This window comes from Flavobacterium cellulosilyticum (genome assembly GCF_004349355.1).
GTDB classification, from domain to species: domain Bacteria; phylum Bacteroidota; class Bacteroidia; order Flavobacteriales; family Flavobacteriaceae; genus Flavobacterium; species Flavobacterium cellulosilyticum.
The window spans coordinates 1-14382 of record NZ_SMFK01000027.1 but is presented as its reverse complement, the minus strand read 5'-3'; the positions used below and the strand labels follow the sequence as shown (position 1 = coordinate 14382).

Genomic DNA, 14382 nt, shown 5'->3' with positions numbered 1-14382 from the left:
CAATATCGATGCCAGCACAATTTTTAATAATTTTTTCTAAACTACTCATCGCTCAATGAATTAATGAAATAGAAATAGGCTCAAAATATACTAAGTGAAAAGATATTACTACCATGGGGGAAATTCATTAGAATAGAACTCACCAATATTGCTTAATATAATATTTTGAAACAAAACTCGAACTCAGGTAATTAACACTAATTGATTTACTGCTACACTGCCTAATTCTAATTCAGATTATACACAAAGATAACGTCATTTTATATTGCTTTTTTTTGAAAAAAAATTACACCTCGAACAGACGCCAAAAATCATGATAATTTGACTAAGTTAAATTAAAAAAAAATAGTATAAATCTGCCAAATCGCACTTTTATTTTGTAAAATTAAAACTACTTTTACAAAAAAAAACACAAATGAAAAATTTCATTGTTTTAGCCTTCGTTTTATTGGTCAGTATTGCAAATTCACAGGAGGTTCAAAAAGTTTCTGTAGCAGAAAAGCTTTATGGAGTTCAATTGGGGCTGTTAAATACTAGTTTTCAATATGAAACCAAATTAGATAGAAAAATAACACTTCTTACCGAATTGGGATTGCAATTGGAAATTTCAACTAAAGAATTCAATGACCCTTTAATCAAAAATGAAACAACCACTAATGTTTCTCCATATTTAACAATGGAACCTCGGTTTTATTATAGTTTAGACAGGCGAAGTAAATTGGGTAAAAAAACCTATAATAACAGTGCAAATTATTTTTCTGTAGCTGCTACTTATATCTCCAATCAAACACCCTTGGTGCATAATGGTAATTTTGATATTGTTTCTTCATTTTCTATAATTCCTAGATATGGAATCCGAAGAGCTTTCGCTAAACATTTTAACTACGAGTTTTCTGGAGGTGCTGGATACCTGTATGCTATTTTTAGTGAAACCGACGGTTGTAATTGCGAACACAATAATACAGCAATTGATGTACAAGCTAGAATTGGGTATAATTTCTAATCCAACAACTTCTTACTCACTCTACTGCTCGCAATTAGTGAAGCAATAAATCCAAGTGTTACTATAGTTGCGAAAACAATAAAAACGTTTTCAAAAGAAAAAACTACAGGATAGGCGAGGGTAGGTGTAATCATAATGAATTCGAAATGTTGTTGTAATAATACAATTACAATTCCCAATACCAATCCGATGATTCCGCCAAAAACACTTAATAAAGTTCCTTGAAGCAGGAATATTTTGCGTAAATCTTTGATTTCGGTTCCTAAGTTCAGAAGTGTTTTCAGGTTGCCTTTCTTGTCCAAAATCATCATTATCAATGCACCAATCAAATTGAAAAGGGCAATAACAATCACTAAAGTAAATATCAGATACACCGCAAGATTTTCGGTATTCAACATCTTATATAAGGATTCATTGAGTTGAGCCCTATTTTTAGTTGTGATTTTATGGTTGAAAATAGTTTGGAGTTTGCTGGTAACAGCACTTTCATCAGCCCCATTTTTTAATTTAAACTCTATACCAGAAATTTGGTTGGGTTTGTATTCTAATAATTCCTGAGCCAAACCTAAATCGGCGAAAACATATTTAGAATCTAAATCCTCACTTATGGCATATATTCCAACGGGAACTATCGAAGATTTATTAAAAGCTTCTGCCGGATTCTCAATGGCTCCTTTGCCTGGTTTTGGAACATACACTTCAAATACATTATTGTAATCGAGTAGTCCAGTCGAAAATTTTTCGGAAATCCCATAACCCAAAACCACTTGATAGGTGTCTTTTTGTAGCCATTCGCCATTATAAAGTATTTTTTTAATAGCATTAACTTTGGTAAAAGAGGAGTCAACCCCTTTTAATAAAGTGACTTCTTGTTTCTTGTTGAAAACAAACAATACGCGTTCTTCGATTATTTTACTATAAGAAGCTACGCCATCAATTGCCTTGATTTGGTTCTCTTGGCTTGGCGAAACAAAAAATGATTTACCTAAAGTGCTACTTATTTTAATATCCGGATCGATATTATTTAAAAAGGAAAGACTAAACACTTTCAAACCACTAAAAACGGATAACACCACAAACAAAGCCATTGCGCCCACTATGATTCCCATACTGGCTATGCGGTTTATTATATTGATAGCGTTGTTTTTGCTGTTGCTAAAAATATATCGTTTGGCTATATAAAGGGGGAAATTCAATTTATGAATGTCTGCGTTTGTCTAATAAATCACGGTTTTCAATTGGGTTTTCTTTCGAATTTAAAGCATTGTCGATTTTTTCAATATAATCCAATGAATCATCTATGAAGAATACTAAATTAGGTACTTTTCGTAATTGCAAACGTACACGTTGTGATAAATCGTGTTTGATTAACTTTGAATTTGTTTTTATTGCTACAAGAGTTTCCTTGGCTTTGTCTTGAGGAAAGATGCTTAAATACACTGTTGCCACAGATAAATCTGAAGTAACACTAACTTTGGATACTGAAATTATCAAATTTGATACTCCGTTTTTTCTCACTTCACCTTGAAGAATGTCCACCAAATCTTTTTGGATGACACCACCTATTTTTTTCTGTCTATTTGTTTCCATAATGCAAAAATACTAATTTTTTGGGTGGCAAAGTTACAAAGACAATAACTCATAACGGGTTTTATATGTGTTTTTTAAACTGTAGAATCAATAATACTATCCAAAAGGTAACAATTGCCCTTAAAGATACAAATTGAATGTCGTTTTAATCAGCTCAATAACTTTAAATAATGTTAAATATAATCGGAATTTTCTTTGCTATTTCTATATTTGCATCGATGAAAAAGAAGATTCTCATATTAAACTCATTATTGGTGTTTGCAGTATTGTTCTCAATGCTGTTTCAATCGATACATAGTTATGAGCATTTAATAAAACAACTTTCAGAAAAAGAATGCCATCATAAATACGTTTCCAGCAAAGAAATTACGCATCAACATAATAATTTTGATCATTGTTTTGTTTGTAGTTTTACGCTAAGTAGTTTCGTTCCTTCGAATAGTTCTCATTTCGATTTTAAAAATTTCGATTTTCCCTCTAGTCACTTTAACTTCAAATCTAGAGAGACAACACCATTTTTTGAAGGAAGCTTATTTGCCCTTCGTGCACCTCCTAGTTTTATTGTTTAAAATATTTTAGATATTTCTAAAAAGATCTACCCAGCACTTAAATCCAGTGTAGTTCTAAAATTCAATTTAACAATAAAATCATTTAGATGAAAAAAATTATATTTATCCTATTTATAGGACTTTCGGCTATGCTACATGCTCAAAACTCCCTGTCAGGAACGGTAACCGATATAAAAAACCAACCAATTATAGGAGTTGCAATTAATCTTCCAGAATTGCATAAAGGAACGTCAACTGATGAAAATGGCAACTACAGCTTGTCAAATCTTCCTAGTGGAAAAGTAAAATTATCGTTTTCTTATATCGGATTTACAGCACAAAATAAAATTGTAAATCTTCAGCAAAAAGCATCAGTATTAAATGTAATTCTTGACGAATCAGCATTTCAAATTGATGAAGTAATCGTGTCAACTGCTTTCAACAAAATACAATCACAAAATGTGATGAAAGTGGAACATTCCAGTATCAAAGAACTACAGCAAAAAGGTACTTCGACCTTAATCGAAGGATTGGCAACTATTCCTGGTGTTTCACAGGTTTCAACAGGAACATCTATAGGAAAACCAGTAATTAGAGGGCTGAGTGGTAATCGTGTCTTGGTGTATTCGCAAGGAGTTCGGATAGAAAATCAGCAATTTGGAGATGAGCATGGCTTGGGTTTGAATGATGCAGGGATCGAAAGTGTCGAAGTAATCAAAGGCCCCGCTTCTTTGCTTTATGGCTCGGACGCCTTAGGTGGTGTCTTGTATTTTAACCCCGAAAAATTTGCCATTGCGAATACTTTCGTAGGCGATTTTAGTCAAAAATTATTTTCTAATACTTTGGGTAGTAATTCTTCTTTGGGATTAAAAACATCCACAGAAAACTGGAAATTCCTAGTTCGAGGAAGTTATAATGCCCATTCTGACTATAAAATTGCAAATGGAGATCGTGTTACCAATACCCGTTACAATGAAAGTGATTTCAAAACTGGAATAGGGTATGTTAATTCTAAAGTTTCAAGTATTTTGAGATATAATTTCAATAAACTGGATTTAGGGATTCCAGAAAATGGCATTGAAGCACAATCAACATCCAAGAAAACAACTTATCCAAAACAAGGCGTTTATAATAATTTGTTGAGTTTAAACAATATTTTCTTTTTCGAAAATTCAAAATTAGATATTGATTTAGGTTACATTGCCAATGATCGTAGCGAATTTACAGATAGCAACCAAGCCAATTTGCAGATGAAATTGAATACCTTTAATTATGATTCGAAATACCATTTTCCAAAAATCGGAAAACTAGAAAGTATCATTGGAATTCAAGGGATGCACCAAACCAATGCTAATTCGGGGGTTGAATTTTTAATTCCTGACGCTACTACCAATGACTTTGGATTATTTGGAACTGGAAATTACGAATGGAAAACAAATGCATTGCAAGCGGGACTTCGATTTGATAATCGAAAAATAAACGCCGAAGCAAAAGGCATTCCTGGTGAAGAAGGTTCGTTTGCAAAACTTGATAGATCATTCAATAGTTTTAATGCTTCATTGGGTTACAAAACTAATTTTACCGAGAAAATGACCATGCGTCTTAATGTTGCTTCTGGATTTAGAGCACCCAACTTGGCCGAATTAACTTCGAATGGTGTGCATGAAGGAACGAATCGATATGAAGTTGGAACCCAGAATTTGAAAACGGAACAAAACATTCAAACCGATTTGAACTTAGAATACAAAAGCAGTCATTTTGAGTTTTTTGCTAATGGGTTTTATAATCATATAAACCATTTTATATATACTTCTCCAGCAGGAACTCAAATCAATAATTTTGATGTGTTTGATTATATTCAAAATAATGCAAGTCTTTTTGGCGGCGAAATAGGGATCCATTTTCATCCACATCCTTTAGATTGGCTGCATTTTGAAAGTAATTTTGAAACCGTAACGGGGAAGAAGCAAAATGGAGATTATCTACCATTAATACCAGCTAACAATTGGAATAATGCCATTCGAACCGAATTTAAGATAAAAGATTGGCTTGAAGATGGATTTGCAACATTGAATGTTTCCACTACCTTAAATCAAAATAATGTAAGCGGTTTTGAAACTAAATCCAATGGTTATACTTTAGTTAATCTGGGTTTAGGAGGAAAAGTGAAATTAGGAAAAACAGTTTTTGACCTCAATTTAAACGGTACAAATTTGTTTAATAAAACGTATATCGCCCATTTATCCCGACTGAAAAATGATGGAATTCCTAATATAGGAAGAAACATCGTTTTAGGACTTAATTTCAATATCTAGGACTTTTTTGTCAATGCGAGGAACGAGGTAATATTATAACGAGAGCAACTAATACTGTTGCTTCGTTCCTCGTAATTGACATTTATTAATATTGAATTTTTCCAATATGATTCATTATACGAACAATTTTAGACTTTCTTCCATTAATGTAGGATGAAGAACTAGTAGCGGAATATTTTCTTGGATTGGGCAAAATAGCGGCTATTCCTGCGGCTTGAATTGGAGTAAGACTCGAAGCATCTTTTCTATACCAATGTTCTGTTGCGGCTTGAGCGCCATAAACACCGTTCCCCATTTCGATACTATTCAAATAGACTTCCATAATGCGTTCTTTGCCCCAAATTAATTCAATTAAAACGGTGAAATACGCTTCTAATCCTTTTCGTAAATAACTTCGTCCTTGCCATAGAAACACGTTTTTTGCAGTTTGTTGAGAAATAGTACTTCCTCCTTTTATTTTTCGACCTCTTTCATTGCCTTTGTAGGCCTTTTGCATTGCTTTAAAATCAAAACCATTATGACTTAAAAAAGAGCCATCTTCACTTGCGATTACTGCTTTTTGTAAGTTAAGTGAAATGTTTTCGATAGGTTCCCAATCATGGCTAAAATAATTTTCCTTAGCTGCTATTTTATTTTCTATTGCACGGATTACCATTAAGGGAGTAAAAGGTACGGGTACAAATTTAAAAAACACTACAGAAAAAAGGGAGAGACCAAAGAACCAAATTGCCAACTTGAATAAAAATCGAACCAATTTATTTTTGAAACTAGTAGACGCCTTTTTTGAAGTAGATTTCTTTTTTTTCGATTCGTTTTTAGAAGAAGTAATTCTTGTTGCCATATAGTTATGAAATTTTTATAAAAGTATACAAACGCTACTTGTTTTCAAAATTAAGTTTGAAATATGCCTTTTTTAAACCTATAAATAGTGTAATTTTAGTCACTTAAATACAATACAAAACATGAAAAAAACAGCATTATTAATCATCCTTTTTATTATAAGCTTAAACACTATGGCACAGAATCTTATGACACCAGAAATACTTTGGGAACTTGGTCGAGTAACCGTATTGGGTATTTCAAAAGACGAGAAAAACATAGTCTATAAGGTTGGAATACCATCAATTGACGAAAATAAAATTAACTCAAAAAATTACATACTACCTATTGGAGGTGGAAATGCAACTGAAGTTAAGGACACCAAAGAGTTGTTAAAAGATAAAAACACCTCTCCAGATGGTGCATATATAGTTTACAATGAAGAGGTTAAATTAAATAAAATACTCGGAAAGGATTTTTATCCCGAACTAGAAAAATCAAAGGTTCAAATTTATGACGGATTGGATTATCGTCATTGGGACAAATGGAACGAAGGCGTATTCAATCATGTCTTTTTCAGAGAAAACAAAGAGGGTTCTGTAGGAATTGATGTCTTGAAAGACCAAGCTTTTGATAGTCCTCAAAAACCATTTGGAGGCGATGAAGATTATGTTTGGGCTCCGGATAGTAAAAGCATCTTTTATGTGTGCAAGAAAAAATCTGGGACCGCTTATGCAACAAGTACAAATACAGATGTATATGAATATAATTTAGAAACTAAAAAAACTACGAACAGAACCGAAGGCAACTTAGGTTACGACACACATCCTACATTTTCTCCAACAGGAAATTTGACTTGGTTGCAAATGAAACGCGATGGATACGAAGCGGATAAAAACGATATTATTGTTAGTTTTAAAGGAATAAATATCAATTTGACGGCAAATTGGGACGGAAAAGCAGACAGTTTTAAATGGAATCCTGATGGCAATAAAGTGTATTTTGTAGCGGCTATAGATGGAACTAAACAATTGTTTGAAGTTAATTTTCCAGGTCTTACAAAAATAGCAATTCGAGTAGGCCAAATTACAAATGGTGATTTTGATGTGGATGAAATTGTTGGTTTTTCAGGAAATAACATTATTGTGACACGATCGGATATGAATCATGCTTCAGAAATATATTCATATGATCTAAAGAAAAAAGCATGGAAGCAAATATCCAATGTAAACACAGCTACCTATAATTCATTGGCTTTAAGTAAAACCGTGAAAAGATATGTAACCACAACCGATGGTAAAAAAATGTTAGTTTGGCTAATATTGCCACCAAATTTTGATGCTACTAAAAAATACCCAACGCTTTTGTATTGTCAAGGTGGTCCTCAAAGTGCGTTGACTCAGTTTTATTCTTTCCGTTGGAATTTTCAATTAATGGCAGCAAATGGATACATCATAGTTGCGCCAAACCGTCGTGGAATGCCTGGACATGGGGTAGAGTGGAATGAACAAATAAGTAAAGATTGGGGTGGACAAGTAATGGATGATTATCTATCGGCAATAGATGATGTGAGTAAGGAGAGTTATGTCGACAAAACTCGCCTTGGATGTATTGGTGCAAGTTACGGGGGTTATTCTGCATTTTATTTAGCCGGAATACACAACAATCGTTTCAAAACTTTTATTGCGCATGATGGTGTTTTCAATACCGTAAGTATGTATGGCACTACCGAAGAAGTTTTTTTTAACAATTGGGATTTTGGTGGAGCATATTGGGAAAAAGATAATACTATTGCTCAAAAAACCTATACCAAATTCAATCCTGCAAATGCAGTAGAGAAATGGAATACACCTATTTTAATTTTTCAAGGCGGGTTAGATTACAGAGTGCCTATCGGGCAAGGGCAAGAAGCCTTTCAAGCAGCGCAATTACGTGGTATAAAAAGTAGATTCATCTATTTCCCTGAAGAAAATCACTGGGTTTTACAACCGCAAAATGCATTGGTTTGGCAAAGGGAGTTTTACAAATGGTTGAAAGAAACCTTGTAAAACTTCAATTTTATATAAAATAATAAATCCCAACTGCAAAGTTGGGATTTATTGGTTTATATAAAATAATGTAGTATTTATTCTAGATCATTCATTTTAAAAGTGTCCATGAAGGCAGTGGTGTAATCACCAGAAATATATCTTGGATCATCCATTAATTGTCGGTGAAAAGGTATAGTAGTTTTAATTCCCTCGATAACAAATTCATCTAATGCTCTACGCATTTTACTGATTGCTTCATCACGTGTTTGAGCTGTCGTGATTAATTTGGCTATCATTGAATCGTAATTTGGTGGAATCGTATATCCTGAATACACATGGGTGTCTAATCTTACTCCGTGACCACCTGGCATGTGTAGGGTTGTAATTTTTCCTGGAGACGGTCTAAAATCATTATACGGATCTTCAGCATTGATACGACATTCGATAGCGTGTAATTGTGGTAAATAATTTTTACCAGAAATTGGCACACCTGCAGCAACTAAAATTTGTTCCCGTATTAAATCATAATCAATAACTTGCTCCGTAATTGGATGTTCTACTTGAATACGTGTGTTCATTTCCATAAAATAGAAATTACGGTGCTTGTCAACCAAGAATTCTACTGTACCAGCACCTTCATATTTAATATATTCGGCTGCTTTTACTGCGGCATCTCCCATTTTCAAACGCAATTCGTCTGTCATAAATGGAGAAGGAGTTTCCTCTGTTAATTTTTGATGACGTCTTTGTACCGAACAATCTCTTTCGGACAAGTGACATGCTTTTCCAAAAGAATCACCGATTACTTGAATTTCAATATGACGGGGTTCTTCAATTAATTTTTCTAAGTACATTCCGTCATTTCCAAAAGCTGCGGCTGATTCTTGACGTGCACTTTCCCATGCTTTTAATAATTCGTCTTCTTTCCAAACGGCACGCATTCCTTTTCCACCACCACCAGCAGTTGCTTTTAGCATTACTGGAAATTTGAATTTTCTGGATAATTCAAGGGCTTGCTCATAAGATTCTAAAATCCCTACTGAACCCGGAACACATGGTACGCCAGCTTCGATCATAGTTGATTTAGCTGATGCTTTGTCTCCCATTCTGTCAATCATTTCTGGAGAGGCTCCAATAAATTTGATTCCGTGTTCTTGACAGATTTTTGAAAATTTAGAATTTTCAGATAGGAATCCGTATCCTGGGTGTATTGCATCTGCATTGGTAATTTCGGCAGCGGCAATAATATTTGACATCTTCAAATAAGATAAGTTACTGGGTGCTGGCCCTATGCAAACTGCTTCATCGGCAAACTTAACATGTAAACTTTCTGCATCGGCAGTAGAATAAACAGCCACCGTTTTGATGCCCATTTCTTTACATGTTCTGATTATACGAAGTGCAATTTCTCCTCTATTTGCGATTAATATTTTTTTAAACATCTATTTTGAGTTATGAGTTATGAGTTATGAGTTTTTTTGAAATTATGAATAGGCATAAGGCTTATTCGTAATTTATAATTCATAATTTATAATTTCTTATGACGGATCTACTAAATATAATGGTTGATCATATTCAACTGGTGACATGTCATCTACTAATATTTTAACAATTTTACCTGACACTTCAGATTCGATTTCGTTAAATAATTTCATAGCTTCAATTACGCAAAGTACGTCTCCTTTTGCAATAGTTGAACCTACTTCAACAAACATAGGTTTGTCTGGTGAAGGTTTTCTATAAAAAGTTCCTATGATTGGCGATTTTATAGTGATATAATGAGAATCAGCTGCTGCTTCAACTGGTGCTACAGGGATAACTGCAACTGGCAATGGAGCTGCTTGCTGATGTACAGGTTGAGATGGCATTTGTTGTACATAAGTAGTTTCAGTTGTGTTACCTTCTAAAGTAGTTCTGATGGTAATTTTCACATCATCCATTTCTAATTTAACTTCAGCTACTCCTGAATTTGCTACAAATTTGATTAGGTTTTGAATTTCTTTTAAATCCATAATTATTTGTTTTTTAGTTTAAAATTATTTTTTATTGTATGCCCATTTTAGATAAATAGATCCCCAAGAAAATCCGCCTCCAAAAGCAGCAAATATTAAAGTATCTCCTTTTTTAAATAAGTGTTCGAAATCGCCTAGAACTAAAGGTAAGGTTGCGGAAGTAGTGTTTCCATATCTTTCAATGTTCATTAATACTTTAGAATCTTCTAAATTCATTCTGTTAGCAGTTGCGTCAACTATTCTTTTATTCGCTTGATGAGGAATTAACCAAGCTACATCTTCATTGGTCAAATTATTTCTTTTCATAATTTGTTCGCAAGCATCGGCCATGTAGGTAACTGCATGTTTAAAAACTGTTTTACCGTCTTGAATAATATTATGCTGATTATTAGCAACTGTTTGTTCAGAAGCAGGTAAAAGAGAGCCTCCTGCATTCATTTTCAGGAAATTTCTTCCTTCGCCATCAGTTTTTAAAAATTCGTCTTGCAATCCTAATCCTTCATAATTTGGCTCGAATAAAGCTGCTCCAGCGCCATCTCCAAAAATGATACAAGTGGTTCTGTCTGTATAATCTACAATTGATGACATTTTATCAGCGCCAATTAATAAGATTTTTTTATACCTACCTGATTCGATATAAGCAGCAGCGGTTGACATTCCAAATAAAAAACTGGAACAAGCTGATTGTAAATCGTAAGCAAAAGCATTTGTTGCTCCGATTTCAGTTGCAACATATGCTCCTGTTGAGGCTACAAGCATATCAGGCGTGGCGGTTGCCATTATAATTAAATCTATTTCTATTGGGTCAATATTGGCTTTAGCTATTAAATCTTGCGCTGCTTTTATTGCCAAATAAGAAGTTCCTTTAGTGTCATCTTTAAGGATTCTTCTTTCCTTAATGCCTGTACGCGAAGTGATCCATTCGTCATTTGTATCAACTAATGTTTCAAGTATTTTGTTTGTTAGCACGTAGTCTGGAACATAAGTTCCAACAGCAGTTATTGCGGCAGTGATTTTATTCATTTTATTCAATTATTTTTCTTCCAAAGTATGTGATTTAGAAAAATTTCTAAAAGGTTTGGAAAATTACAAAAAAAAAATCTAATCCTTATTGTTTTTTTGGTGCTTCTTGCTGTTAATGGAAGTTATAATCAACAAAAAAACTCTCACTATTATGTGAGAGTTTAAATATCTTTTACAAAAAAGTATTAAGCAACTGCTACAGATTTATCTATAACAACTTGTCCTCTGTAGTACATTTTTCCTTCATGCCAGTAGGCTCTGTGGTATAAATGTGCTTCACCAGTGATTGGGCAAGTAGCGATTTGTGCTACTGTAGCTTTATAATGTGTTCTTCTTTTATCTCTTCTTGTTTTGGAGATTTTTCTCTTAGGATGTGCCATTTTACTATATTATTTATCCGTTAATAGTTGCTTTAATTTGTCCCATCGCGGGTCAATATTTTCTTCTTGTTTGTTATTCTCTACTTTTACTTCTTTTACTGTCAATTCTTGCAGTTTTGTCAAGGCTTCGGTTTTTAAACTTCCATCTTTTACACCTGGATGAATTCGTCTTAGAGGAACTGAAAGCACAATCATTTCATAAATATATTGTGATACATCTATTTGAAACTCTCCATGCGGTAAAATTAACAACTCTTCGTTGTCATTGTTAAATGCTTCTCCAAAACGAACAATTAATTTCATTTTACCTTTTATAGGTAAATCAAACTCTTCATTTGTCATATCACAAGGTACATTTACTGTGCCTTTGTGTTTGAAAGAAAGCTCTAACATGCTGCTTTTTTTCTCTAAAACTACATTTACTTTGATGTCAGAACTAATATATTCTTGGTAATCAAAGTCTTCAAAGAACTTGTTGCTTATTTGATACTCAAAATGATGTTTTCCAGTCTTTAATCCTATAAAAGGAATTAAATATTCTTTTATCTTACTCATTTCAACTTCATTTTACCCCAAACTTCGGGAGTGCAAAGATATAAAATTATTGGTAACCTAATAATGTTATTTATCTTTTTTTAGTAATATCTATTTTTCTTTTGTTTTTAGCGGTTTTTCGCTGATTTCTGCATACTGATTCCTCGAATTAAAAATGTCTAATGCGAGATAAACCGCTTCTTTAAATGAATTATAATCTGCTTTTCCCTTTCCTGCTATGTCATAAGCAGTACCGTGATCTGGGGATGTTCTTATTTTATTTAAACCTGCTGTGTAATTAACACCATTTCCAAAAGACAAAGTTTTAAATGGAATTAACCCTTGATCATGGTATGTGGCAATAATGGCATCGTATTTGTCATATTGTTGACTTCCAAAAAAACCATCTGCGGCATAAGGACCAAATACTAAAGTCCCTTTTTCAAATATTTTTTTTAAGGTTGGTTTTAAAATTGTATCGTCTTCATTTCCAATTACACCACCATCTCCACAATGAGGGTTGAGCCCTAAAACCGCAATTTTAGGTTTGTTGATGCTGAAATCTTGAATCAAGGATTGCTTTATTGTGTCAATCTTTTTAATGATTAATTCTTCTGTAAGATTTGATGATACTTCGTTAATTGGGATGTGATCTGTCATTAATCCAACTCTAAGGTTGTCCTGGACCATCATCATTAATGCGTTTCCTTCTAATTCTTGATCCAAATAATCGGTATGTCCTGGGAATTTAAATCCCTCAGATTGTATGTTGTATTTGTTTATAGGAGCGGTAACTAAAACGTCAATAAGTCCTTCTTTTAAAGCTTTTGTAGCGGCAACAAATGATTTAATGGCGTATTTCCCTGCTTTTTCATCATTAGCGCCAAAATTAATTTCTACGCCTTCTTGCCAAACATTTATAACATTTATTTTGCCAATAACTATTTGATCCAACCTGTCAATTCCATGAAGTGCTAATGTGGACTCTAAATGTTTTTTGACAAATGAAATGATTTTTACGTTTGCAAAAATAACAGGAGTGCATAATTCTAACATTCTAATGTCTTCAAATGTTTTTAGAATGATTTCGCTTCCAATACCGTTTAAATCTCCAATTGAAATTCCGACGATTATATTTTCTGCTTTTTTTACCATGACATCTAGTTATTTATTGCTAATTTTGAACTGCAAATTTAGTAAATTAAAATAAGAAATGTTTACAGGAATCATAGAAACCCTTGGTACAATCCAAGAAATCATTAAAGACAAAGATAATATCCACATTACTATAGCTTCTAGTATAACTGCAGAACTACAAATAGATCAAAGTGTTGCGCATAATGGAATTTGTTTGACTGTAGTAGCTATAAATGACCAGCTGTATACCGTTACTGCAATTGGAGAAACAATAAAAAAAACAACTATTTCCTATTGGAAAGTAGGTGATATTGTTAATCTTGAGCGAGCTATGAAATTAGGAGATAGGCTTGATGGACATATTGTACAAGGACATGTTGATCAAGTTGGGAATTGCATTACTGCCAATGAAACGAATGGTAGTTGGTGCTACACTTTTGAATATGACGAATCGATTCAAAATATAACGATCGAAAAAGGCTCAATTACTGTAAATGGCGTAAGTTTAACAGTAGTTGACTCAAGGAAAAATAAATTTAGTGTTGCTATTATTCCTTATACTCATGAAAATACTAATTTTAATACTTTTAATATTGATACAAAAGTAAATCTTGAATTTGATGTAATTGGTAAATATGTGTCAAAGTTATATGCTAATAAATAAATAATTATATTTCTTTTAAAACTAAAAACTGGATATGCAAATAAAAACCGCACTATTAGTTAAGCAACATTTTTAAAAATATTTTGCTGTTTCCAGAATTCTTCGATTGTTTTATATTCTAAAGCGGAATGCCTTCTTTTTCTGTTGTACCAGATTTCAATAAATTCAAATAAATCGAGTCCCATTTGCTCTTTAGATATAAGCTTATTGCCATAAATCTGTTCCGTTTTCAAAGTCTTAAAAAAGCTCTCAGCCACTGCATTGTCCCAACAATTTCCTTTACGGCTCATGCTTCTTGTGATCAGTTTATAGGATTCTAGTACATTA

Annotated in this window: 14 protein-coding genes; 4 read left to right on the top strand and 10 right to left on the bottom strand. The window is 33.1% G+C overall.

Annotation, left to right across the window (positions count from 1 at the left end):
* Positions 1-415 precede the first annotated feature (415 nt).
* Entirely contained in the window at positions 416-1003 is a 588-nt protein-coding gene (locus tag E0F76_RS19020; protein ID WP_132010071.1) for a hypothetical protein, read from the top strand.
* Here E0F76_RS19020 and E0F76_RS19015 read toward each other — a convergent pair.
* Positions 1000-2199: an ABC transporter permease gene (locus tag E0F76_RS19015; protein ID WP_132010068.1), complete on the bottom strand. Its 1200-nt coding sequence runs from the start codon at positions 2197-2199 to the stop codon at positions 1000-1002. The genes E0F76_RS19020 and E0F76_RS19015 overlap by 4 nt on opposite strands.
* 1 nt (position 2200) lies before the next feature.
* Positions 2201-2593 (bottom strand): 30S ribosome-binding factor RbfA, encoded by a 393-nt coding sequence (gene rbfA / locus E0F76_RS19010; protein WP_132010065.1) that lies wholly within the window; start codon positions 2591-2593, stop codon positions 2201-2203.
* A gap of 655 nt (positions 2594-3248) precedes the next feature.
* On the opposite strand from rbfA, the gene E0F76_RS19000 reads away from it, so the two are divergent.
* Positions 3249-5456: a TonB-dependent receptor gene (locus E0F76_RS19000; protein WP_132010059.1), complete on the top strand. Its 2208-nt coding sequence runs from the start codon at positions 3249-3251 to the stop codon at positions 5454-5456.
* Between the two features lie 85 nt (positions 5457-5541).
* Here the strand turns inward: E0F76_RS19000 and mtgA are convergent, their stop codons facing one another.
* Positions 5542-6297 carry a monofunctional biosynthetic peptidoglycan transglycosylase gene (gene mtgA / locus E0F76_RS18995; protein WP_132010056.1) on the bottom strand — a complete coding sequence of 252 codons (756 nt, stop codon included), beginning with the start codon at positions 6295-6297 and terminating at the stop codon, positions 5542-5544.
* Positions 6298-6418: 121 nt separating this feature from the next.
* Here mtgA and E0F76_RS18990 point away from each other — a divergent pair, with 121 nt between their 5' ends.
* Positions 6419-8323, top strand: coding sequence for a S9 family peptidase (locus tag E0F76_RS18990; protein ID WP_132010053.1), 1905 nt, complete (start codon positions 6419-6421; stop codon positions 8321-8323).
* A 77-nt stretch (positions 8324-8400) separates the two neighbouring features.
* Here E0F76_RS18990 and accC read toward each other — a convergent pair whose 3' ends face one another.
* The 6 genes from accC to pdxA form a co-directional block, all read right to left on the bottom strand.
* Positions 8401-9747, bottom strand: coding sequence for an acetyl-CoA carboxylase biotin carboxylase subunit (gene accC, locus E0F76_RS18985; protein WP_132010050.1), 1347 nt, complete (start codon positions 9745-9747; stop codon positions 8401-8403).
* A gap of 96 nt (positions 9748-9843) precedes the next feature.
* Positions 9844-10317, bottom strand: coding sequence for an acetyl-CoA carboxylase biotin carboxyl carrier protein (accB, locus tag E0F76_RS18980; protein WP_132010047.1), 474 nt, complete (start codon positions 10315-10317; stop codon positions 9844-9846).
* 24 nt (positions 10318-10341) lie between these two features.
* A complete protein-coding gene (locus E0F76_RS18975) occupies positions 10342-11340 on the bottom strand; it encodes a beta-ketoacyl-ACP synthase III (RefSeq protein ID WP_132010044.1) in 999 nt (332 codons plus the stop codon).
* 185 nt (positions 11341-11525) lie between these two features.
* Positions 11526-11720 (bottom strand): 50S ribosomal protein L32, encoded by a 195-nt coding sequence (gene rpmF, locus E0F76_RS18970; protein ID WP_007137315.1) that lies wholly within the window; start codon positions 11718-11720, stop codon positions 11526-11528.
* Between the two features lie 9 nt (positions 11721-11729).
* Entirely contained in the window at positions 11730-12275 is a 546-nt protein-coding gene (locus tag E0F76_RS18965; protein ID WP_132010041.1) for a YceD family protein, read from the bottom strand.
* 90 nt (positions 12276-12365) lie between these two features.
* Positions 12366-13409 (bottom strand): 4-hydroxythreonine-4-phosphate dehydrogenase PdxA, encoded by a 1044-nt coding sequence (gene pdxA / locus E0F76_RS18960; RefSeq protein WP_132010038.1) that lies wholly within the window; start codon positions 13407-13409, stop codon positions 12366-12368.
* A 58-nt stretch (positions 13410-13467) separates the two neighbouring features.
* On the opposite strand from pdxA, the gene E0F76_RS18955 reads away from it, so the two are divergent.
* Complete coding sequence (locus E0F76_RS18955) at positions 13468-14055, top strand: riboflavin synthase (RefSeq protein WP_132010035.1); 588 nt, start codon at positions 13468-13470, stop codon at positions 14053-14055.
* A gap of 59 nt (positions 14056-14114) precedes the next feature.
* On the opposite strand, the gene E0F76_RS18950 is transcribed toward E0F76_RS18955, so the two are convergent.
* Positions 14115-14382 (bottom strand): integrase core domain-containing protein (locus E0F76_RS18950; protein WP_220398895.1); only part of this gene is annotated, 268 nt, incomplete at its 5' end.